The sequence below is a fragment of the Allokutzneria oryzae genome (genome assembly GCF_042429765.1).
Classification (GTDB): domain Bacteria; phylum Actinomycetota; class Actinomycetes; order Mycobacteriales; family Pseudonocardiaceae; genus Allokutzneria; species Allokutzneria oryzae.
Window position 1 is genome coordinate 105,949 of sequence record NZ_JBHLZU010000036.1, and the last position, 21,993, is coordinate 127,941.

The window sequence follows — 21,993 nt, forward strand, 5'->3', positions numbered from 1 at the left end:
ATCCTGGTCGCGGTGTCGCCGAACACGAAGGGGCTCGTCTCGCACTCGGCGATGCAGTCGGCGGGGAAGCCGCGGTGGAACTCGGCCGCGGCCTTCCCGGAGTGGGACCGCGTGGCGGACGAGCACGCCGCGACGCTGCCGGCCGCCGCGCTCGCCGACGAGCTGTCGATCACGGTGGGCGCGGAGTTCAGCCGCCGCTTCGCGAACGCGGCGGTCCTGCCGTCCGGGGCGGGAGCCCAGAAGTGGAAGCACCCGATGTTGGGTGACCTGCACCTGGCTTACGAGAGCCTTGCGGTCTCGGGCGCCGAGGACCTCCGTCTTGTCGTTTACGTTCAGGGGATGAGCAGCACGCGGCCGAGCTGACCGCGATCCTCAAGCAGCTGATGCGCTTTGGCCGCGTCGGCGAGCGGGAACGTCGAGTGCAGGGCGGCGCGCAACCGTCCCTCGCGGACGTGCTCGGACAGCTCCGTCATCTCCTGCCGCGCCTGCTCAGGCCGGGCGGTTCGCCAGGCCAGCAAGGAGAACCCGGCGACGTACTTCAGCCCGAACAGGCTCGTGGCGGGGATGTCGGGGATCTCGCCGCTGGCCGCGCCGTAGACCACCGTGCGGCCGAACGGCGCGAGCAGGTCGATGCTCTGCTGCGTCATGGCTCCGCCGATGGAGTCCAGCACGACGTCGACGCCGTTGGGCGCGGCTGCCCGGACCTGGTCCTGCCAGTCGCCCTCGGTGTAGTTGACGCCGATGTCCGCGCCGTACGAGCGGGCGAAGTCGAGCTTGGCGGTCGTGCTGGCGGTGGCGATGACCGTGCCCGCGCCGAGGAGTTGCGCCAGCTGTACGGCGAGATGTCCGATTCCGCCCGCCGCGGCGTGCACGACAACGGTTTCCCCCGGCGCGACCCGCCCGACGCGCAGTGCCCGCAAGGCGACCGGCGCGGCCATCGGCAGCATGCTCGCCGTCGTGTCGTCGATCCCGTCGGGCACCGGGGCCAGCCAGTCCGCGTCGGCGAGCACGTACTCGGCGAACGCCGGGTCGGCCAGCGCCGCGACCCGGTCGCTGACCCGCACCGTGACCACGTTGGGGCCCAGGGCTTCCACGACGCCGACCACGTCGCCGGTGAGCTCCCCGGGCAACGGCCGCTGGAAGACGCCGCCGGTCCCCGCGCGGAACTTGGTGTCCACGAAGTTCGCTCCGATCGCCTCGGCGCGGATGAGCACCTGCCCCGGACCGGGCGCTGGCACCTCGGCCCGCTCCACCCGCAGGACCTCCGGGCCGCCGTACTCGTGGAAGCGCACACGTCGCATGGGAAGGCTCCTATGTTGGTGCTACCAATGTTGGTGAAGCCAACATAGCGCACGGGGGCGGTACCCTGGCAACCGTGGCCAAGGCCGAGCCGTGCGCGCAGCCGGATCCCGCCAACAACCGGCTCGGCAACACGGTGGTGTGGTTGCTGGGGCGGGCGTCGCTGCGCGCGTCCCAGTCCTTGCACGAACGCCTTGCCGGGCACGGGATCCGCAAGTGGCACTACGCGGTGCTGGCGGTCGTCGCCGAGGCCGGTCCGATCACCCAGGCGGAGATCGTCCGGCGGCTGGGCATCGACCGCGGCGACCTCGTCGGCGTGCTCAACGACCTCGGTGACGCGGGGTACGTGCGCCGCGCCCCCGACCCGGCGAACCGGCGCCGCAACCAGGTCACGCTCACCCCGGAGGGGGCCGCCGCGCTGCGGCGCTTCGACGCCTGCGTGGTGGAGACCGACGACAGCCTGCTCGGCGTGCTCTCCGCCGCCGAGCGGGAGCAGTTGACACGACTACTCGAACGTGTGGTCCACGCGGCTAACTAACGCCGGCCGCCGCGCGATGAGCTAGGCGAACACCCCGTGGGCCAGATCACCTCCCTCGCGAGGCACCGCGACTCGGCTCCCGGGGGCACCATGACCTAGAGTTCTGCGGCGGCGTCGCCGTCAGGCCGAGTGATGGGAGATCAACAAGCGGAATGTCCGAGAGCCTTGCCACCGCGGAAACTGCGGAGAAGACGAACCACCCCAGCGCCCGCATAAGGCATTTCCTGGACACCCACCGCCCGCCGACCCCCTGCCTGGTGATCGATCTCGACGTCGTCGAGCGGCGCTACCGCGAGCTGCGCCTGGCCCTGCCGGACGCGCGGATCTTCTACGCCGTCAAGGCGAACCCGCACCCCGACGTCGTCCGGCTGCTCGTCGGCCTCGGCGCCTGCTTCGACGTGGCCAGCACCGGCGAGATCGACCTGTGCCTGGCCCAGGGCGCGGCGCCGGAGTCGATCTCCTACGGCAACACCATCAAGAAGGCCGCCGACATCGCCTACGCCCACGCGCGCGGGGTCCGGCTCTTCGTGCTCGACAGCGCGCAGGACGTGGCGCACCTCGCCGAGCACGCGCCGGGGGCGTCGGTGTTCTGCCGCGTCCTTGTCGAGGCCGACGGCGCTCGCACGCCCTTCGGCAAGAAGTTCGGCTGCTCCCCGGAGCTGGCCGTCGAGCTGCTCCGCGACGCGGGCAAGCTCGGCCTGGACGTGCGCGGGATCTCCTTCCACGTCGGCTCGCAGCACGTGGACCCGTCGGCGTGGGAGCTCGGCATCGCCCGCGCCGCGGAGGTGGCCGCCGCCGGAGTCCCGGTGAGCCTGGTCAACCTCGGCGGCGGTTTTCCCGCCGTCTACACCGAGAAGGTGCCCGAGCTCACCGAGTACGCCGCCGTCATCGACGCCGCGCTCGACCGGCACTTCGGCGACAACCGGCCCGAGGTGATCATCGAACCCGGCCGGGCCCTCGTCGGCGACGCGGGGATGATCCGCTCCGAGGTCGTGCTGGTGTCCAGGAAGTCGCTCGCGGACACCCACCGCTGGGTTTACCTTGACGTCGGCCGGTACAACGGGATGGCGGAGTGCGAGGGCGAGGCGATCGCCTACCGGTTGCGCACCGCGCACGACGGCGGCCCCGACGGCCCCGTGGTGATCGCCGGACCCACCTGCGACGGCGACGACGTGCTCTACCAACGCACCCGGTACCGGCTGCCGCTCGCGCTCGCCGCGGGCGACCACGTCGACATCCCGTGCACCGGCGCCTACACGGCGAGCTACTCCTCGGTGTCCTTCAACGGTTTCCCGCCCCTCACGACGCACGTCATCGGGGCGCACAAGAACTAGCTCCAGCCCGAGTCCGCTGGAAGAGTCAGGAGGTTGAGTAGGTGTCCACTGCCTCAGGGCCGGTGCAAACCCAGACCCCGGTCGTGGGTCTGTTCACCGGGCAGCACGTCCTCGCCGAGTTGGACGGCATCGACGCGGCGCTGCTCGACGACGAACTGTTCCTGCGCCGAACCCTGGAGCACGTGCTCGACCAGGCCGGCGCCACCGTCTGCGACGTGGTGTCCAAGCAGTTCGACCCGCAGGGCGTGACCGTGCTGGCGCTGCTGTCGGAGTCGCACGCCTCCATCCACACCTACCCCGAGATCGGGGCGCTGTTCGTCGACGTGTTCACCTGCGGGGACCGGGCCCAGCCCGAGCTCGCGGTGCGGTTGCTCGCCGAGGCACTCGGCACGACGGCGGTGCAGTCCAAGACCATCCACCGCGGCGGCGAGCGGGCCGTCGCGGGCGCGAGCATGACCTGGGAGACAAGATGAGCGACTTCGACGACGGCGCGCGCTGGATCACCGAGCCGCTGGCCGAGGGCATGGTCCGCCGCTGGCGGATGGACGACGTGATCTGGGAGGGCGACACCGCCTTCCAGCACGTGGTGATCGGCAAGACCGCCCAGGGCGTCTCCCTGTTCTGCGACAACGACCGGCAGAGCACCGAGTTCAGCCAGCTGACCTACCACGAGGCGCTGATGGTCCCCGGCCTGTTGCTGGCGGACAAGGTCGACCGCGTCCTGGTCGTCGGCTCCAGCGAGGGCGTGGTCTGCCACATGGCGGTCGCGGCGGGCGCGTCCCGGGTCGACCACGTGGACATCGACGAGGAGTGCGTGCGCGCCTGCGCCCAGCACCTGCCGTACGGCTACACCCCCGACGAGGTCAACGCCGCGGTCGCCGGTGACGGGCCGGTCAAGCTGCACCTCACCGACGGCTGGCAGTTCCTCGTGGACGCGGTCGCGGCGGGCGAGGAGTACGACATCGTCCTGGTCGACCTGCCGGACGAGCGCGAGGAGGACGCGCAGCACAACCGCCTCTACGGCGAGGAGTTCCTCCGCATGGCGCGCTCGGTGCTGGCCCCCGGCGGCGTGGTGATCTGCCAGGCCGGCTGCCAGACGATGTGGCGCAACACCACGCTGATCCGCTCCTGGCAGCGCTTCTCCGAGGTGTTCGACACGGTCGCCTACTACGGCTCCGACGAGCACGAGTGGGCCTACCTGTTCGGCCGCGCCGACGTGGTGGCCGACCCGACCGCGAAGATGATCTCCGCCCTGCCGGGGTGCGGCTACCGCCCGGAGTCCATCGACGCGGAGGCGCTGCGCGGCAACACGGTTCCCCCGTTCCTGGTCCGCAACGCCTGATCCCTCCCGTTCCACCCAACACGCCGGGCACCCCCAAGTGCCCGGCGTGTTGTGCGTTCAGCCCCCGCCCGACGCACCCGCCACCTCGGCCCGACGCACCCGCCACCTCGGCCCGACGCACCCGGGACCTCCACCCGACGCACCTGGGACCTCGGCGGGCGGGTTTTCACGTTTTGTAGGCTTATTGCGAAAGAGAGCGCTCCCAAATCGCGCTATGCCTACAAAACGCGAGTCCTGACCACGCCAGCCCGCAGTTCCGGGGCGTCGTGTTCGGTGGGGTGTCGTGTGCGTGGTGTCGTGGGGTGCCGGGCGGCTCGGGCACCGAACGGGCGGCGGGCGGTTCCGGCACCGAAGCAGGGCGGTTTCGGCACCGAACGGGCGCCTGCCGTGCTGTTCGCCCACACGTCCTTCGGGGTGGCGAGCCGGTTCGGAGAGAGCCGAGTTCGGCGTTAGTCGGCCAGGAGCGCGGGGGCGAGCTCGCGGATCTGATTTCGCGCGTCGCTGATCGATCCCAGCGGCTGCACCGCGACGTGGTCCGCGCCCGCGTCGTGGTGTTCGCGGACGCGCGCGCTGATCGCGTCGGCGTCGCCCCAGGCGACCAGCGCGTCGACCAGCCGGTCGCTGCCGCCACCGGCCACGTCGTCCTCGGTGAAACCCAGCCACAGCAACGAGTTCACGTAGTTCGGCATCGCCAGGTAGCGCGACATGTGCTCCCTGGCGATCTCCCGTGCCCGTACCGGGTCGGTCTCCAGCACCACGGCCTGCTCCGGTGCCAGGATCGGGTCGGCGCCCAGCACGTCTCGGGCGCGCCTGGTGTGCTCGGTCGGCACGAAGTACGGGTGGGCGCCAGCGGTGCGGTCCCGCGCGAGCTCCAACATCTTGGGGCGCAACGCCGCCAGGACACGCGGAGTGGGTTCGGCCGGAGCCGCCGCCGTGTAGTCGACCGCGTCCATCGCGTCGAGGTAGGCGCGCATCGTCGAGACCGGCTTGCCGTAGTCGTGGCCGCGCATCGACACCGCGTCCAGGTGGCTCACGCCGAGCCCGTGCAGGAAACGGCCTGGGAACGCCTCGGCCAGCGTGTCGCCGCCTGCCCGCATCGCCGTCGCGTCCCGCGCCCAGATGTTGGAGATGCCCGTCGCCACCGTGATCCGCTGGGTGGCCGCGAGCAGCACGGCCGCGTTGCTCAGCGACTCCTTGCCGCTGGGCGCCTCGCCGAACCACAGCGCGCCGTAGCCCAGCTCCTCGGCCTCCGCCGCGAACCCCCTGGCCTCGGCGGCGGAGCCCCACGCCAGCGCGATCGTCCAGATGCCGACCCGGCCCAACCGGTCCTTCATCATCGCCTCCAAATAGTGACTGATCGGTCATGAATTGCGGCAAAAAAAATCAGCGCAGCGCGCGCATGGTCGCATCGACCACCTCGGTGAGCTGGCGCGGGTCGGACGCGGTGCGGCCGAGCTGCCACAGCCCCTCGACCACCGCGCACGTGAAGCGCGCGAACGCCCTTGACGGGGCCGCCGTGCTCTGCCCGCTGGCGCGGGCCAGCTCCAGCACCTCGGTGAGCCGGTCCTCGCGCCAGCGGTGGTGCGCGGCGATGACCCCGGCGACCTGCTCGTCACCGGGCAGCATCTCCAGCGTCGTGTTGGCGAGCAGGCAGCCGCGACACTTTCCCTTCTGCTGCAAAGCTTTCCGCGCCTGCCTGGTGAGCACGGCGTGGATGCCCTCCAGTGGGGTCGCCGCACCCGCGAGGTCGGCTTCGAGCGCGTCGATGGCCAGCCGGGCGTGCCTGCGCAGCACCGCCAGGAACAGGCTGTGCTTGTCGCCGAACGCACCGTAGAGACTGCCGCGGTGCAGGCCCGTCGCCGTGGTGAGATCGGTCAGCGAGGTCGCGTGGTAGCCGCGCAGCAGGAACGCCTCGCCGACGGCGTCGAGCACCGCGTCCTCGTCGAACTCCCGAGGACGACCCGGACCCGTGCGCGACGCCGTCATGGCGGCGAGTTTATGACTGTGCGGTCACTATTCGCAAGCCGGTCAGAGCTTGGCCGCCACCTCCTTGCGCAGCTGCGCGAGCTTGGCGTAGAAGCGTTCGCCCGGACAGGCCGTCGCGTAGTGGTCGCGGTGGCCGCTGATGTTGCTCGCCGGGATGCCGTACTGGTAGCAGACGTAGGCGCACATGCTCACCAGCGCGTTCCACATCGCCTGGGGCGGGTCGGCGCTGGTGTAGGTGCCCTCGTTCTCGATGCCGATCGCGTTGTCGTTCTGGCCGGGGCAGTGCGCGCCCCGGATCATCCGGTTGCGGGCGCGCAGGGCCGCGAGGCTGCCGTGGCGGCCCTCCATGATGTAACCGCCCCTGCTGATGGTGAAGTGCTGGCCGGTGTCCGCCCAGCCGTTGTTGTCCATGTGGTCGGCCTGGTCGTTGCGGGCCACCTGCTTGGCGTGCGCGAGCGAGTAGTCCGTGCTGTTCGCGCTGGCGATGTGGTGCACCAGGATGCGGTTCGCCTTGTTGTTGAGCGTGGTCAGCCCGCTGACGGTGCGCGCGCCCCACTCGTCGCAGCTGTAGATCCGCGGCGTCGCGGGGGCGGCGAGCGCGCTGCCCGGCGTCAGGAGCTGGCCCGCCGCCGCCAGTGCGCCCGCGCCCGCGATGCCGCGCAGCAGGGAACGGCGGTCGAGGCCGAGCGGAGAACGGTCGTCCATGGTGATCTCCGATCTCAGAGCTTGGCCGCGACGTCTTTCCGGAGCTGTGCGAGCTTGGCGTAGAACTGGTTCCCGGGGCAGGCCGTCGCGAAGTGGTCGCGGTGACCGCTGATGTTGCTCGCCGGGATGCCGTACTGGTAGCAGACGTACGCGCACAGGTTGACCAACGCGTTCCACTGCGCCGTCGTGGGCACGGCGCTGGTGTAGGTGCCCTCGTTCTCGATGCCGATGGAGTTCTCGTTGAAGCCGGGGCAGTGCGCCGCCTTGATCATCTGCTTGCGGCCTTTGAGCGTGGAAAGGCTGCCCTTGCGGCCCTCCATGATGAAGCCGCCCCTGCTGATGGTGAAGTGCTGGCCGGTGTCCGCCCAACCCTGGCCCATGTGGCCGGACTGGCAATTCCTGGCGACCTGGAAGGCGTGCGCCTGGCTGTAGTCCGTGCTGTTGGGGTTCGCCATGTGGTGCACGAGAATGCGGTTGGGCTTGTTGTTCAGCGTGGTGATGCCGCTGACGGCCTTGGCGCCCCATTCCGCGCAGCTGTAGATGCGCGGGGCGGCGGGCGCCGCGAGCGCGGAGCCCGCCGTGACCAGCTGCCCGGCGGCGGCGATGGCGCCGACACCGGCCATGGTGCGGAACAGGGAACGGCGGTCGAGCGAAGGAGTGCCTTCCATCGGAACCTCCGGACATGAGCAGGGATTGCCAGCTTTTCTCTCATCGCTTGTCCGTTACTTGTTCGCTTGTTCACGCTTTTTGAAGCGGAAACGTCCCCGCCGTTTCCTACCGTCTCGTTCTTGACAACAGCGTCTGCAGCACCACCACGGTCACCAGCACGGCCCCGCTGACCACGGCCTGGAGGTTGGAGTTGAAACCGCCGACCTGGTTGATGAGGTCCTGGATCACGAACAGCAGCGCCACGCCCGCGAGCGTGCCGCTGACGCTGCCCGAGCCGCCGGTGAGCAGCGTCCCGCCGATCACCACGGCCGCGATCGCGTTGAGCTCCAGGCCCACCCCGATCACGGTCACGCCGGAGCCCAGCTGCGCGGCGTTCATCGTGCCCGCGAGCCCGGCCAGCGTCGCCGACAGCACGTAGACGCCGACCTTGGTGGAGGTGACGGACAGGCCCATCAGGTTCGCCGCGTCCTCACCACCGCCGATGGCGAACAACCGCATGCCGAACCTGGTGCGCTGCAACACCGTGCCACCCAGCAGGTACAGCACGACCACGATCAACACGGGCATGCCGACGCCGAGCACGGTGCCCTGGCCCAGCTGGAGGAAAGCCGACTCCCTCGGCACCAGGTAGGTCTCGCTGCCCTCGGTGGTGATGAACTGGAGCAGTCCCCGGGCGAACAGCAGCCCGCCGAGGGTGACGATGAACGGGGCGAGCTTCGCCCTGCCCACCAACAGGCCCTGCGCCAGGCCGATCGCCGCGGCCACCGCGAGCGGCACCAGCAGCGCCGCCAGCGGGCCCCAGCGCGAGGCGTACGCGGCGAGCACCCCGGACAGCGCGTAGACCGATCCGACGGACAGGTCGATGCCACCGGAGACGATCACCATCGTCATGCCGAGCGCGATCACCGCGAGGAAGGACGCCTGCACGGCGAGGTTGCCGAGGTTGTACGCGGTCAGGAAGGTGTCGAAGGCCAGCCCGCCGACCACCAGCAGCAGCACCAGCACGCCGAGCGCGCCGTGCCGCTGCACCAGCCCGGCCAACCGGCCCGACCGTGCCGCGGTGTCCTGTGCTGCGCTCACGCCGCGCCCCTTTCCCGCTGTACCAGCACCGCGGCCACGATGATCAGCGCCTGCGCCATCTGCGCCACCGAGGCCGGCACGTCGTTCTTGATCAGCGTCGCGGTGATCAGCTGCATCAGCACCGCGCCCGCCACCGTGCCGAGCACCCGCACCCGGCCGCCGGTGAGCGGGGTCCCGCCCACCACCACGGCGGTGATCGCGGAGAGCTCGACCAGCTCGCCGAGCCGGGACGGGTCGCTCGCGCCGAGGCGTGCCGTCGCCAGCACGCCCGCGACCGCGGCGAGCACCCCGGAGATGACGTACACCCCGACCAGCACCCGGCGCACCGGCAGGCCGGCGAACTCGGCCGCCTTGGGGTTGCCGCCGACCGCGACGAGCTGGCGGCCGAAGGTGGTGCGGCCGACCAGCAGCGCCACCACCACGACGAGCACGACCGCGACCAGGACCGTGTTCGGCACCCCGAGCACCGAGCCCGAGCCGAGCTCGCGGACCTCCGGGTTGCGCACCTCGCGCAGCTGGCCGCCGGAGATCACCAGCGCCAGGCCGCGCCCGCCGACCAGCAGCGCCAGCGTTGCCACGATCGGCTGCACGCCGACGAAGGCGACCAGCGAGCCGTTGAGCACCCCGGCCGCCGCGCCAACCGCAAGGCAGATCACCACCGCCAGCACCGGGCCGTAGCCCAGGTACAGCGGCAGGACCGCGGCGGCCAGCGCCATCACCGACCCCACCGACAGGTCCACGCCCTTGGTCCCGATCACCAGGGCCATGCCCAGCGCCACCACCAGCACCGGGACCACCTGCACGGCCTGCGTGCGCAGGTTGTCCACGGACAGGAAGTTCGGCGTGAGCACCAGGTTGACCAGCACCAGCAACCCCAGCGCGACGTACACCCCGTAGTCCCGCGCCAGCCCCACCACGTGCGCCCGAGACCCCGGCCGCATTCCCGCCACCACTTCACTCATCCCGCTCACCCTCCGGCTCCCCGACGGCCATAAGCCCGCGAAAGGACCGTTTCTCCGCCTCGAAAGGGTCCATAAGCCCGCGAATGGCCGTCATGGCGCGTTCTCCTCGGCGATCGCGGTCATGACGGCGTCCACCGAGGGAGTGGTGACGACGGCGACGGAGGAGCCGTCCTTGAGGACGACGACGCGGTCGGCGCCCTCGACCAGCTCCTCCAGGTCGGAGGAGACCAGGACGATGCCGAGCCCCTGCGCGGCCAGATCGTCCACAAGGGACTGGACCTCGGCCTTGGCGCCGACGTCGATGCCCCGGGTGGGCTCGTCCAGGAGGAGCACCTTCGGGCTCATCGCCAGCCAGCGGGCCAGCATCACCTTCTGCTGGTTGCCGCCGGAGAGCTCGTTGACCTTCTGCTCCGGGCTGGATGCCTTGATGCGCAAGCGTTCCATGAACGTCGCGACCACCTCGTCCTGCCGCGCGCGGGAGACGATGCCCGCCCGCGAGAGCCGGGGCAGCGCGGCCAGCACGATGTTCTCCCTGACCGACAGGTGCGGGATGATGCCCTCCGCCTTGCGGTCCTCCGGCACCAGCACGATCCCGGCCCGGATCGCGGCGGCGGGGGAGCCCTTGCGGACCGTCCGGCCGTCCACCTCGATCACCCCGGAGTCCAGGGGTTGCAGGCCCACCAACGCCTTCACCGTCTCGCTGCGCCCGGACCCGAGCAGCCCGCCGAGCCCGAGCACCTCGCCCGGCTTCACCGACAGCTCCACCGCGCCGAGCACGCCGCGCCGGGACAGCCCGGTGGCCCGCAGCAGCGCGGTCGACCCGGTCTCGTGCTCGCCGCCGAACGCCGTCGTCCCCTCCCTGCGGACCTCGGTCAGCGGCCGGCCGAGCATCGTCGAGACCAGCTCCAGCCTGGTCATCTCGTACATCGGTCCACTGTGGACGAGCCGCCCGTCGCGCAGCACCGTGACGGCGTCGCAGATCTGGAACAGCTCCTCCATCCGGTGGCTCACGTAGACCACCGCGACGTCGCGCTCGTGCAGCCTGCGGATGAGCGCGAACAGCGTCTCCACCTCGCGCGGCTCCAGCGACGACGTCGGCTCGTCCATGATCACCACGCGCGCCTCGGTGCTGACCGCGCGCGCCACCGCCACCATCTGCTGCACACCGAGTCCGAGCGTGCCCAGCAGTCGCAGGGGGTCGACGTCGATGCCGAGGTCGGTCAGCAGCTCCGCCGCCGCGCGCCGCATCCGGCGGAAGTCGACGAGCCCCAGCCGGGTCCTCGGCTCCCGCCCCAGGTACAGGTTGTGCGCCACCGACATCGACGGCACCAGGTTGACCTCCTGGTAGACCGTGCTGATCCCGGCCTCCTGCGCTGCGGCGGGCCTGGTGAAGGACACCGGCTCGCCGAGGTAGCTCAGCTGCCCGTCATCCGGCTGGTACACCCCGGTCAGCACCTTGATCAGGGTGGACTTTCCCGCTCCGTTCTCACCGACGAGCGCGTGCACCTCGCCCGCGCGGAGCCGGAAGTCGACTCCGCGCAGGGCGTGCACACCCGCGAAGGACTTACGGATCCCCGACGCCTCCAGCACCACCGGTGCCGTCCGCTCCGGCACGTCCTCCGAGGAAGACATACGGCCCCCTCTAGTAGGCGTTCGCGACCTCGGCCTTGGCGTTGGCGCTGTCGTAGGACTTGTCCTGGATGATCACGGTCGAGCCGATGGACTCGCCGCCGTAGAACTTCTGCGCGGTCTGGAACGCCAGCGGGCCGAAGCGCGGGTTGGACTCGATCACCGCGTTCATCTCGCCCGCGACGATGCTCTCCACCGCGTTGCGGGTGCCGTCGACCGAGACGATCTTGATGTCCTGGCCGGGCTTCTTGCCGGCGGAGCGGATCGCGGTCACCGCGCCGAGCGCCATCTCGTCGTTCTGCGCGTAGACCGCGGTGATGCCCGGGTTCGCCTGCAACAGCTGCTCGGTGACCTGCTGGCCCTTCTCCCGGGCGAAGTCACCGGTCTGCTCGGCGACGATCTGCAGTCCGGGCGCGCTGGCCTTGAGGTAGTCCTTGAAGCCGCTGGTGCGGTCGGTGGTCACGTTGTTGCCGGAGGAGCCGAGCAGGATCGCGACCTTGCCGGTGCCGCCGGTCACCTTGGCCATCGCCTCGCCCGCGCGCCTGCCCTGGTCGACGAAGTCGGAGCCGATGAAGGTCAGGTAGTCCTTGCACGCGGTCGCCGAGGACAGCTTGCGGTCCACGGTGATCACCGGGACCTTCTTCTCGCGCGCCGCGCGCAGCGCGGGCTCAAGCCCCTCGGAGTTCAGCGGCGCCACGATCAGCAGCTGCGCGCCCTGGGCGAGCATGCTCTGGATGTCGGAGATCTGCTTGCCGAGGTCGGAGTTGGCGTTGGTGGTGATCAGCCGCGCTCCGAGCTTCTTCGCCTCCGCGGTGATCGAGGCGGTCTCGGCGATGCGGAACGGGTTGGCCTCCTTCTCCGACTGGGAGAAGCCGACCACCGCCTTGCTCAGGTCGATCTTCTCGACGCCGTACTGCTGCAGGGAGCAGCCGGGGCCACCGGCGTCCTGGGTTCTGGTGACCTGCTGACCGCCGCCGGAGCTCGCGCCGGGGTCGGCGGGGCCACCCTCGGGGTTGGCGCAGCCGGTGAGCGTGAGCAGGGTCGCCGCCGCCAGCGCGGTGACCGTCCTGAGGCCGCGGGTGCGGCTGGAAACGGGGTTCATGCGATCGGCTCCTTCGTACAACGGCGTAGTCGAAGCTCGGGCGGCCGGTGTGGCCTAGCTCTCAATACCAGCCCTGGCCTGCGAGCATGCCACTGAAGCGAGCAGAAGTAATGAGATTGATGACAATGGGCGCTCATTTCTGGACAAAAATGGACAACCATTGGTCACGTTGCGTCACTTCGGGTGAACCGACAGGCACGGGATTGACCGTGGGGAGCAGCGCGATTTGATGGAAGACCGGCCGGTGAGGAGGAGGCCCGCGCATGACAACGACGTTCGAGCTGCCGAGCCTCTACTGCCCGATCCCGTCCGTGCTCCACCCGAGGGCGGGCGAGCTCGCCGACGCCACGCTGACCTGGCTCGACGGTCACGGGCTGCTCGGCGGCGACGCCGAGGGGATGGCCGAGCTGGTGGAGTTCGCCGCGCGCACCGTGCCCGACGCGCTGCCCGACCGCGCCGAGCTGGTCGCGCAGTACACCTGCTGGGCGGCGCTGTTCCGCCGGGAGCGGTTCGCCGAGGGGGTGAGCTCGGCGCGGTTCCTCGGCCGAGTGGTCGGATTCGGTCACGTGCTCGACGCCCCCGAGGTCCCGGTGCTCGTCGGCGACCCGTTCGCCGACGCGCTGCGCGACCTGCTGCGCCGGTGCCGCCGCTCGGTGACACCGTTGCAGCTGCGCCGGTTCACCGAGGCGGTCCGGGCGTGGTGGCTGGGGCTGGCGGCCGAGCGCGCGGGTGCCGAGCGCGGCCTGCGGCCGGGGCTGGCCGAGTGGATGGTGCTGCGGCCGCAGTGCGGGGCGGCGGCGACGATGGGCGTCAAGGTCGAGGTGTCGCTCGGGCCGGAGGTGCCGGAGTGGGAGCTCAACGGCCCGGCGGCCCGCGCGGCGACCGAGGCGGCGTGGACGGCGGCCCTGGTGGACCACGACCTGCTCGCCTACCGGCGGGGTACCGAGCCCTCCGCGCTCAACGTGGTCTCGGCGTTGCTGGTGGACACACCGTCGCTGTCCGTGCCGGAGGCCCTCGCCGCGGCGGCCGACGTGCGGGACCGCTCGCTCGCGCTGTTCCTGCGCCTGCGCGCGCAGCTGCTGCCGCTGTCCGGCCCCGCGATGCGGCGGTACCTGGCCGGGGTGGGCCGCGCGGTCGCCGGGAACACCGAGTGGCACCTCCGCGCGGGCTCCGGAGCGCCGGTGCGGCGCGACGACCGCGGCGTGAGCATGGAACCTCTTGCCGTGCCAACCGTCTCGTGGTGGTGGGAGCAGCTCGACACCGGCGCGAAGGTACCTGGGCCGCGCGGCCCGTTCGGTTAGCGGTTCACCCAGTCCTATGTGCTCTTGGTGACTTCTAAACGGCAGTTCTCACGGTGGCGCGACACGAAGGTCACCGAAACGAATAGGGTGGTGTCGTCGCGGAGCGTGGTCGCGCGGACGGATACCGGGCAAGAGCGCCACGTTCGAGGAGGGAACGTTAGTGGGGCTGTTGGAGTCGGTGCTCGGCGCGTTGCACAACGTGTTCGGGTTCAACGTGTGCCCTGGGGACTGGGCGTGGACCCTGGTGGCCGCCGGCGCGCTCTTCGGCTTCTTCCCGACGGCGGGCGCGGCGACCATCGCGATCATCCGCAAGTTCACCGGCAACCGGACCACGCTGGGCACGCTGGTCCCGTTCGCGCTGATCGCCGTCGTCAGCACCCTGGTGCTGCCGCTGCTGACCCTCGGCGGCACCGCCAACGTCATCGCCTCGATGCACGCGGGCTACTCCCGCGGCCTCGACTCCTCCCGCCTCGACGAGGGCTTCTGCTTCGTCTCGACGTCCCAGGGCGAGCTGCTGGGCAACAACAGCGTGCAGACGGTGCTCTCCGACATCAGCTGGAAGAGCTGGATCGCCTGGCCGGCGCTGGTCGGCATCCCGGTGCTGATCCTGGTGTCGGTGTTCATGCAGGGCATGCTCGCCTTCCGCAAGGGCGCCCGGTTCCCGGTGTGGCTGTTCACCGGCTCCTTCGCGGCTCTGTTCTTTCTCACTCTCAGCAAGAAGGCCGGTGCGATGGGCTTCCTCTGGGGCGGGTTCCTGCTCGCCGCGATCGTCGGACCGATCCTGATCTGGCTGATCGGCGGGCCCGGCCAGCGCGCGATCGACCGCGCGTCGGATGCCGCCCGCGCGCGCAGGGAGGCGGCACGGGAAGATCGTTCTCCCGAGCTTCGGTCGGCAAGACCCGACGCGAAGTCCGCACCAGCAGAAGACGGAGTGGACAACAAGGTGGACCACCGGGCCATCCCCCCAGCGCGGCCCCAGCAGGCTCCCGCGCCCACCAGGGTCGAGCAGCAGGTCCAGCGCAACCAGCAGCAGCACCCGCCGACCAGGGTGGACCTGCAGCCGGTGCAGCACTCCCCGCAGCCGCCCTACCCCGGCCCCGGTGCCGGCCGCCCGCCGATGCCGCCCGAGGGCCCGCCACCCGGCGGTCCCGGCAAGCTCGCCAACACCCCCGGCCCGCTGCCCTTCGCCCTCGGCGGCCCACCGCCGTCCGGCCCGTCGGGCGTCCCGGCCTCGATGGGCATGGCGGCCGGGGCCGCGGCCATGGCCGCCGCCGCGGGGATGGCGGGCTCGGGCAAGTCGGAGATGCCGCAGGCGGGCGGGCGCTTCCGGCGCATCCGCCAGCTCGGCGAAGGCGGCTTCGGCAAGGTCTGGCTGGCCATGGACACCAACCTCGGCCGCACCGTGGCGATCAAGCTCGCGCACGCCCCCGACGCCGAGGCCGAGGAGCGCATGCTGCGCGAGGCCCGCGCACTGGCCTCGATCCGGCACCCCAACTGCGTCCGGGTCTACGACCTGGTCAACGAGGGGGAGGGGCTGGCCATCGTGATGGAGTACATCGAGGGCCGCTCGCTCAGCGACGTGATCAAGGAGGACGGCCTGCTCGACGACGTGATGGCGGCCCGGCTGTGGGTCACCATGGCGGGCGCGCTCGGCGCCGCCCACACCAAGGGCGTGCTGCACCGCGACATGAAGCCCTCCAACGTCATCGTCGACGACAGCGCCATCGCGCACCTGATCGACTTCGGCATCGCCCGCAAGCGCGGCGACTCCACCCTCACCGCCGCGGGCTTCATGCTGGGCACCCCGGACTTCATCGCCCCGGAGGTGGCTGCTGGCAAGAGCGCCAGCCCGGCCTCGGACGCCTGGCAGCTGGCGGCGACCATCAACTACGCGCTCAGCGGCCAGCCCCCGCGCGGTGACCAGGGCGACCCGGCCTCGGCGCTGCTGGCGGCGGCCCGCGGCGGCGGGGAGCTGCACCTGCCGGAGGGCAGCGCGCACCGCGGCATGCTCGCGGCGGCCCTGCAGCCCGACCCGTCCCGCAGGCCGACCCTCGCCACCATCGAGCGCGAGGTCGGCACCTGGCTCAACCGCGGCGGTTTCAAGCAGGACGGCCCGGTCACGACGATGATCCACAAGTCCCAGCTGGGCAAGGCCGCCCGCCCGCCGCAGCAGACCCCGGGCAAGTCCCCGCTGGGGGAGGAGACCAAGCGCGTGGACGACCACCGACGCCCACCCCTCCCGGGAAACCGGGGCCCCGCCCCCACCCGCAAGTTCTGACCCACCCCCGCGCTGCTCCGGAGCCCCACCCCGGCACCACTCCGCCGCACCCGCACCCGCACCCGCACTCCGCCGCACCGCACTCCGCCGCACCCGTGGGTTGGTTTCGCGTTTTGTAGGCTTAATGCGAATTGGGAGCGCTCTCTTTCGCATTATGCCTACAAAACGCGAGTTCTGGCGCCACGCAAGGGGGGATGAGGGAGGGGGAAGGGGGGAGGGGGTGGAGAGGGAGGGGGCGGAGTGAGGTGGGGGGCGGAGTGAGGTGGGGGGTTCGAAGTTCTTGGGGGGAACCAACCCGCCGGTTGTGAGCGTGCGTAGGTCTCTCCGGAACGGAGGCGCCGTGCCTCCGTCGACGAGGGAGCGTGCATGCGGGCGTATTCCAGTCCTCGGCGCCGTTGGGCGCCGGTCGCGGCGCTAGTCGCCTTATCCGCGTCGCTGGTGGCTTCGCCCGGTGTCGCCGTCGCGCAGCCGCACCAGCCAGAGCGAGCCGATGCGCGGGAGCGGGTCGTCACGCTGCTCACCGGCGACAAGGTCGTGGTGCGCGGCGCGGACGTGGTGAACGTTCGCCCTGGGCCGGGGCGGGAGGAGATGGCCTTCCACAGCCTGGTGCTCGACGGCAGGCGGTACGTCTACCCGGCCGACGCGATGCCCTTGGTGCGCGAGAACCGGCTCGACGCCACGTTGTTCAACGTCACCGAGCTCATCGGCCAGGGCTTCGACGACGCCTCCTCACCGGTGCTCCCGGTGCTGCTGACGCGCCAGCAGCGGACGACCCGTTCCGTGCCCGCGACCGGGACCGTCACCAGGGAGCTGCCGGGCCTGGGGATCACCGCGGTCTCGCAGCCCCGGGAGCGTGCCGGGGAGTTCTGGGCGTCGCTGAACGGCCCGGCGTTGCGGGCTCCCCAGGCCAAGGTGTGGCTCAACCGCCGCTTGAAGCCGAGCCTGGACCAGAGCGCCGGTGTCATCGGGGCGCCCGCGGTGTGGCGGGCCGGGGGGACCGGCGCCGGGGTCCAGGTCGCCGTGCTGGACACCGGCTACGACCAGAAGCACCCCGACCTGAGCGGCCGGGTCAGCGCGTCGAAGAGCTTCCTGCCGGACGAGCCGGTGACCGACACCCACGGGCACGGCACGCACGTCGCGTCCACCATCGCCGGATCGGGCGCGGCCTCCGGCGGGCGGTTCCGGGGCGTCGCACCCGACGCCGAGCTCATGGTCGGCAAGGTGTGCGGCGACAACGGCTGTCCTGAGGACGCGATCCTGGAGGGCATGCAGTGGGCAGTCGACCAGGGGGCCAAGGTGGTCAACATGAGCCTCGGCGGTGGCGCCACCGACGGCTCGGACCCGTTGTCGCAGGCGGTGAACGCGTTGTCGGTGAAGTCCGGGGCGCTGTTCGTGATCGCCTCCGGCAACTCCGGGCTGGACGAGGCCGTGGAGTCCCCCGGCTCCGCCGACGCCGCGCTGACGGTCGCGGCCTCCAGCAAGACCGACCAGCTCGCGCCGTTCTCCAGCAGGGGACCGCGGTTCGGTGACCACGCCGCCAAGCCGGACATCACGGCACCCGGTGTGGACATCGTCGCGGCGCGCGCGTCCGGAACCCTGTCGCAGGGCGCGGTGAACGAGTCGTACGCGCGGCTGTCCGGCACCTCGATGGCGACGCCGCACGTCGCGGGCGCGGTCGCGATTCTCGCGCAACGGCATCCGGACTGGAAGGGCGAGCAGCTCAAGGCCGCGGTGATGGGTGCGGCGACCCCGCTCAACGGTGCCACCGCGTTCGGGCAGGGCGTTGGTCGGCTCGACCTGGCCCGCAGCTTCCAGCAGCAGGTCCGTGTCGAGCCCGCATCGCTGTCCATGGGCAGCGTTCCCGCCGGTACGACCGCGCCCGTGAGCAAGAAGGTCCGCTACAGCAACGACTCCGACCGTCCGGTCACGTTGCGGCTCGACCTGCCGCAGCAGGGCGGACTGTTCACTGTGGACAAGAAGGAGCTCGTCGTCCCCGCGAAGGTCTCCGCCGAGGCCACCGTCACTGCCGACTTCCGCGAGGCCACCGGGCTGTTCGGGGTCCGCCTCACCGCGACCGGCGACGGCGTCGTGCTGCGCACGACGGTCGCGGCCGATGTCGGCGCCAAGACCCACGTCGTGACCGTGAAATCCTTCAGCCACAAGGGAACCAAGGACGCCAGCACGAGCGTCGTGTTGCAGAACGTGGACACCGGCAAGTCGCGGCTGCTGCGCTCCGGCAGCGACAGCGTTCCCGAGGGGCGCTACCGGGTGCTCGGCCAGGTGATCGACCTGGAGTACGGCGAGGGCTACCCGTACGGCGTCTACACCGACCGGGTGCGGTTCGCGCAGGAGCTGACCGTCGCCGGCGACACCGACCTGGTCTTGGACGGCCGGAAGGCCAAGCCGATCGACGTCCGCGTCGACGACCCCGATGCGGTGCAGACGCCGCTCCAGCTCGGGCACGTGGTCGGCCTGCTCTCCGAGGTGCCGGGCAAGTCGGTCAGCGGCATCTCGATGCTGTCCAAGCCGGGCAAGGAGTTCGTCGTGCCCAGCAAGCCGATTCCCGGGCTCTCCTTGTACAGCAACACGTCATGGAACCGGCGGCTGGTCTCCGCGGTCATCGAGGGCGCGAACCCGACCGAGCTCGAACCGGCCGACTCCGACCCGCTCGGCTACCGGGGCGAGGTCGCCGCGAAGGTCGTGGACGCCGGGACGGGGACGCCGGAGGAGCTGGTCAAGGTCGACCTGCGCGGTGCGCTGGCCTTCCTCGCGCCGGGCCGCCTGCCCACCGTCGAGGTCACCAAGCGCGTCGCCGCCGCGTACGCCGCCGGTGCGGTGGGTGTGGTGACCGACAGCGCCTATCCGAACGTGGACCCCGCCTGGGGTGGGCCGACCATCTCGTTGGCGGAGAACAAAGCCGCCGTGCTGCGCAGTGCGCTCAAGGTCGGTCCGGTCACCGTGCGGGTGCGCGGCATCGCCAACGCTCCGGCCGCCTACGTCCTGCACGACCGCGCTGTCGGGGCGCTGCCGGACGGTGTCGCGTGGCACCACTCCGCACGCGATCTCGCCAAGGTCCGGACGACCGTGCGCCAGCCCGGTGCCGCTCAGCTGAGCACCGCGTTGGAGGCAGCGGCCGAGGTCGGCGGCATGTGGTTCGGATCCAGGGTGCCGGTTCGGGCGCCCGCCGAGCTGGACGTCTTCTACACGCCGGACCTGGCATGGCTCAACGGGATCGTCGTCGGCGTGGACGCCAAGCAGGAGCCCTACGGGGTCCAGGAGACCGATCCGGTCACCTACCGAGCCGGTCGGTCCTACCGGGTCGACCTGTTCAAGGCGCCGTTCAACCCCGAACTGTCCCGGCCTGCGGTGACGCGTGACGGGGACAAGCTGCGGGTCGAGCTGCCGATGTTCTCGCAGAGCGGCCAGGCTTCCTGGGGCCGGTTCTCCCCGTCCGGCGACAAGGGGAGCACGACGCTCACCGTGGCGGGCAAGAAGGTCGGCGGCAGTGATGTGCCCGGCATCGCGACCTTCGACGTGCCGAAGCAGCGGCTGCCGTTCGAGCTGCGGGCCGAGGCCGCCAACGCGATGCCCGGCACCGTGCTGGGCACCAGGGCGAGCGCCGAGTGGACGTTCCAGAGCGGGCACACGGACAAGTCGGTTCCGTTGGCGCTGCTGGACATCCGCTACGACCTCGTGCTGGACGCGGCGAACCGCGCGAAGCCGGGGGAGTACTCCTTCGGCGTGAGCGCGCCGTACCAGTCCGGCACGACCGGCTCCGGTGCCAAGGCGGTCACCGTGCAGGTCTCCACCGATGACGGCGCCACCTGGGCGGCGGCCCCGGTGCTGCCCTCCGGCAAGGGCTGGACGGCGAAGGTGACCAACCCCGCCAACGGTTTCGTGTCGCTGCGCGCGACCGCCGTCGACGCGGCGGGCAGTTCGGTGACCGAGACGCTGGTCCGCGCCTACCGGGTCGGCTGACCCGCACTGCGGCTGAGGGGCGTTCCCCGGCGCCCCTCAGCCCTGGTCGACGACAGCGGGATGCCGGGGGTCGTCCGCCCGCACCACGATGTCGGCGAGCGCGGCCGGATCGACCTCGTTCTCGTAGCGGGCGTAGGCGTCCAGGGTCCACCGGCGCTCCGGCGCGGTGCGCCTCGCCAGCGCCCCCGGGGACAGCCACAGGTGCACCACCAGGTCCAGCGGCAGCCCCTGGCCCAGCAACAGCGGTCCGTCGAGCACCACGACGCCGCCGGGCGGAATGTCCACATAGGACGCTCGGCTGGCGCGGTCCCGCTCCGCGTCCCACAGGCTCGGCAGCACCCGCCCGGAGCCGCCGGGGGACAACGGGGCCAGCAGCTCCCTGGTGAGCCCCTTGACGTCCAGCCAGTCCTGGTAGAACGCGTCCGGGTCGGTGCGCCCGTGCTCCAGCCGCAGCGAGGCGGGCCGGAGGAACCCGCCCGCCGACGCCCGCAGCACGGCCCGCCCACCGAGCCGCAGCGGCTCCACGAGCGCGTCGGCCAGCGCGGCGGTCCCGGCGGCCTCGGCCCCGTCCACCGCCACCCGGACCCACTCGTCCCGCCCGGCCGGCAGCACCCGGTCGGCGATCTCCCGGACGAGCCCGTCCGGGCTCACCGCCCTGACCCGCACCGCCCCACCACCCCCGACGCGGGTCGCCTCAGACGAGGGGCTTGGCGGTCATGGACTGCTGGATCGCGTACTCGACCAGGGTGATCAGCGCCTGCTTGGTCGACTCCTTGGCGCGGGCGTCGCAGATCACCATCGGCACCGAGTCGTCGATGGTCAGCGCGTCGCGAACGTCCTCGACGCGGTGGTGCAGCATGCCGTCGAAGCAGTTGAGCGCCACGATGTAGGGCAGTTGCCGGTCGTCGAAGAAGTCGATGGAGGCGAAGGCGTCGGCCAGTCTGCGGGTGTCGACCAGCACGACCGCGCCGATGGCGCCGCGCACCAGGTCGTCCCACATGAACCAGAACCGGTGCTGACCGGGGGTGCCGAACAGGTACAGGATCAGGTCCTGGTCCAGCGACACGCGGCCGAAGTCCATCGCCACCGTGGTGGTGACCTTGTTCGGCGTCGCGGACAGGTCGTCCACGCCCGCGCTCGCCTCGGTCATCACCGCCTCGGTGGTCAGCGGCACGATCTCGGACACCGACCCCACGAAGGTCGTCTTGCCGACACCGAACCCCCCGGCCACGACGATCTTGGCCGAGGTCGTCGCCCGGCTCGTGTCCGGAGCGTGGGGATCAAAGCCTGCGGAGCCCACTGAGCACCCTTTCCAGGAACGCGATCGAGGGCTGGTCGCCGGACACCAGGCCGTTCTGGTGCACCTGGACCAACCCCATCGTCGCCATGTCGCCGATCAGTACCCGGACCACACCCAGCGGAAGCCGCATCCGGGCCGCGACCTCCGCCACCGACCGGGTCTCGATGCACAACCGGCTGATGGAGCGGTGCTCGGGAAGACCGATGGCCTCCCTGTCACCCGCGGCGTGGTCGCTGGTGCGGACCAGAGCCTCGATCGGAAGATCGTAGTCGGGTCGCGTCCGGCCGCGTGTCCGGGCGTAGGGGCGGGCGAGCATACCCGTCTCGGCCAGCGGTGCGCGCAGCTCGTGCCTGCCCTCCGGCTGCTCGGCGAAGCCGCTGTAGTCGGCCCCGTACCCGCCGTGGGTGTAGAGCTGTGACCAGTCGTCACCGGGGTTGTCCGGTCCGTGCGAACCCGTGGTCATCTCGTCGCCACCTCCGTCACCGGCATG

At 71.3% G+C, this 21,993-nt stretch carries 20 protein-coding genes; 8 read left to right on the forward strand and 12 right to left on the reverse strand.

Going from position 1 to position 21,993, the window contains the following annotated elements:
* The first annotated feature begins 12 nt into the window (after positions 1-12).
* Positions 13-363, forward strand: a complete 351-nt coding sequence (locus tag ACFFQA_RS36975; RefSeq protein WP_377862466.1) for an MmyB family transcriptional regulator — start codon at positions 13-15, stop codon at positions 361-363.
* Here the strand turns inward: ACFFQA_RS36975 and ACFFQA_RS36980 are convergent.
* Entirely contained in the window at positions 333-1,301 is a 969-nt protein-coding gene (locus ACFFQA_RS36980; RefSeq protein ID WP_377862467.1) for a quinone oxidoreductase family protein, read from the reverse strand. The genes ACFFQA_RS36975 and ACFFQA_RS36980 overlap by 31 nt on opposite strands.
* Before the next feature lie 74 nt (positions 1,302-1,375).
* Here ACFFQA_RS36980 and ACFFQA_RS36985 point away from each other — a divergent pair, with 74 nt between their 5' ends.
* From ACFFQA_RS36985 to ACFFQA_RS37000, 4 genes are all read left to right on the forward strand, one after another.
* On the forward strand, positions 1,376-1,837 hold the full coding sequence (locus ACFFQA_RS36985; RefSeq protein ID WP_377862468.1) for a MarR family winged helix-turn-helix transcriptional regulator: 462 nt from the start codon (positions 1,376-1,378) through the stop codon (positions 1,835-1,837).
* Positions 1,838-1,989: 152 nt separating this feature from the next.
* Positions 1,990-3,171, forward strand: a complete 1,182-nt coding sequence (locus ACFFQA_RS36990) for a type III PLP-dependent enzyme (RefSeq protein WP_377862469.1) — start codon at positions 1,990-1,992, stop codon at positions 3,169-3,171.
* Positions 3,172-3,212: 41 nt separating this feature from the next.
* A complete protein-coding gene (gene speD / locus ACFFQA_RS36995; RefSeq protein ID WP_377862470.1) occupies positions 3,213-3,644 on the forward strand; it encodes an adenosylmethionine decarboxylase in 432 nt (143 codons plus the stop codon).
* Complete coding sequence (locus ACFFQA_RS37000; protein WP_377862471.1) at positions 3,641-4,513, forward strand: spermidine synthase; 873 nt, start codon at positions 3,641-3,643, stop codon at positions 4,511-4,513. The genes speD and ACFFQA_RS37000 overlap by 4 nt, the downstream gene beginning before the upstream one ends.
* A 449-nt stretch (positions 4,514-4,962) precedes the next feature.
* Here ACFFQA_RS37000 and ACFFQA_RS37005 read toward each other — a convergent pair whose 3' ends face one another.
* The 8 genes from ACFFQA_RS37005 to ACFFQA_RS37040 all read right to left on the reverse strand — a co-directional run bounded on the left by ACFFQA_RS37005 (position 4,963) and on the right by ACFFQA_RS37040 (position 12,646).
* Positions 4,963-5,847: an LLM class F420-dependent oxidoreductase gene (locus tag ACFFQA_RS37005; protein ID WP_377862472.1), complete on the reverse strand. Its 885-nt coding sequence runs from the start codon at positions 5,845-5,847 to the stop codon at positions 4,963-4,965.
* Between the two features lie 49 nt (positions 5,848-5,896).
* Positions 5,897-6,499 carry a TetR/AcrR family transcriptional regulator gene (locus ACFFQA_RS37010; RefSeq protein ID WP_377862473.1) on the reverse strand — a complete coding sequence of 201 codons (603 nt, stop codon included), beginning with the start codon at positions 6,497-6,499 and terminating at the stop codon, positions 5,897-5,899.
* A 42-nt stretch (positions 6,500-6,541) separates the two neighbouring features.
* Entirely contained in the window at positions 6,542-7,204 is a 663-nt protein-coding gene (locus ACFFQA_RS37015; protein ID WP_377862474.1) for a peptidoglycan recognition protein family protein, read from the reverse strand.
* 14 nt (positions 7,205-7,218) lie between these two features.
* Positions 7,219-7,872, reverse strand: a complete 654-nt coding sequence (locus tag ACFFQA_RS37020) for a peptidoglycan recognition protein family protein (RefSeq protein ID WP_377862475.1) — start codon at positions 7,870-7,872, stop codon at positions 7,219-7,221.
* A gap of 106 nt (positions 7,873-7,978) precedes the next feature.
* Entirely contained in the window at positions 7,979-8,953 is a 975-nt protein-coding gene (locus ACFFQA_RS37025) for an ABC transporter permease (protein WP_377862476.1), read from the reverse strand.
* Positions 8,950-9,894 carry an ABC transporter permease gene (locus tag ACFFQA_RS37030; protein WP_377862516.1) on the reverse strand — a complete coding sequence of 315 codons (945 nt, stop codon included), beginning with the start codon at positions 9,892-9,894 and terminating at the stop codon, positions 8,950-8,952. Before ACFFQA_RS37030 ends, ACFFQA_RS37025 begins: the two co-directional genes overlap by 4 nt.
* Before the next feature lie 111 nt (positions 9,895-10,005).
* A complete protein-coding gene (locus tag ACFFQA_RS37035; RefSeq protein WP_377862477.1) occupies positions 10,006-11,547 on the reverse strand; it encodes a sugar ABC transporter ATP-binding protein in 1,542 nt (513 codons plus the stop codon).
* A gap of 10 nt (positions 11,548-11,557) precedes the next feature.
* Positions 11,558-12,646 carry an ABC transporter substrate-binding protein gene (locus tag ACFFQA_RS37040; protein ID WP_377862478.1) on the reverse strand — a complete coding sequence of 363 codons (1,089 nt, stop codon included), beginning with the start codon at positions 12,644-12,646 and terminating at the stop codon, positions 11,558-11,560.
* A gap of 263 nt (positions 12,647-12,909) precedes the next feature.
* Here ACFFQA_RS37040 and ACFFQA_RS37045 point away from each other — a divergent pair, with 263 nt between their 5' ends.
* The 3 genes from ACFFQA_RS37045 to ACFFQA_RS37055 all read left to right on the forward strand — a co-directional run bounded on the left by ACFFQA_RS37045 (position 12,910) and on the right by ACFFQA_RS37055 (position 20,203).
* Positions 12,910-13,947 carry a terpene synthase family protein gene (locus tag ACFFQA_RS37045; protein ID WP_377862479.1) on the forward strand — a complete coding sequence of 346 codons (1,038 nt, stop codon included), beginning with the start codon at positions 12,910-12,912 and terminating at the stop codon, positions 13,945-13,947.
* A gap of 160 nt (positions 13,948-14,107) precedes the next feature.
* A complete protein-coding gene (locus tag ACFFQA_RS37050; RefSeq protein ID WP_377862480.1) occupies positions 14,108-16,225 on the forward strand; it encodes a serine/threonine-protein kinase in 2,118 nt (705 codons plus the stop codon).
* A gap of 438 nt (positions 16,226-16,663) precedes the next feature.
* Positions 16,664-20,203, forward strand: a complete 3,540-nt coding sequence (locus ACFFQA_RS37055) for a S8 family serine peptidase (protein WP_377862481.1) — start codon at positions 16,664-16,666, stop codon at positions 20,201-20,203.
* A 36-nt stretch (positions 20,204-20,239) separates the two neighbouring features.
* Here ACFFQA_RS37055 and ACFFQA_RS37060 read toward each other — a convergent pair whose 3' ends face one another.
* Genes ACFFQA_RS37060 through ACFFQA_RS37070 form a run of 3 tightly spaced genes read right to left on the reverse strand, consistent with a single transcriptional unit; the run spans position 20,240 to position 21,966 of the window.
* Entirely contained in the window at positions 20,240-20,869 is a 630-nt protein-coding gene (locus ACFFQA_RS37060; protein WP_377862482.1) for a nucleoside/nucleotide kinase family protein, read from the reverse strand.
* Between the two features lie 28 nt (positions 20,870-20,897).
* Positions 20,898-21,503: a GTP-binding protein gene (locus ACFFQA_RS37065; protein ID WP_377862483.1), complete on the reverse strand. Its 606-nt coding sequence runs from the start codon at positions 21,501-21,503 to the stop codon at positions 20,898-20,900.
* Positions 21,484-21,966, reverse strand: coding sequence for a DUF742 domain-containing protein (locus ACFFQA_RS37070; RefSeq protein ID WP_377862484.1), 483 nt, complete (start codon positions 21,964-21,966; stop codon positions 21,484-21,486). The genes ACFFQA_RS37065 and ACFFQA_RS37070 overlap by 20 nt, the downstream gene beginning before the upstream one ends.
* Between the last annotated feature and the right edge of the window lie 27 nt (positions 21,967-21,993).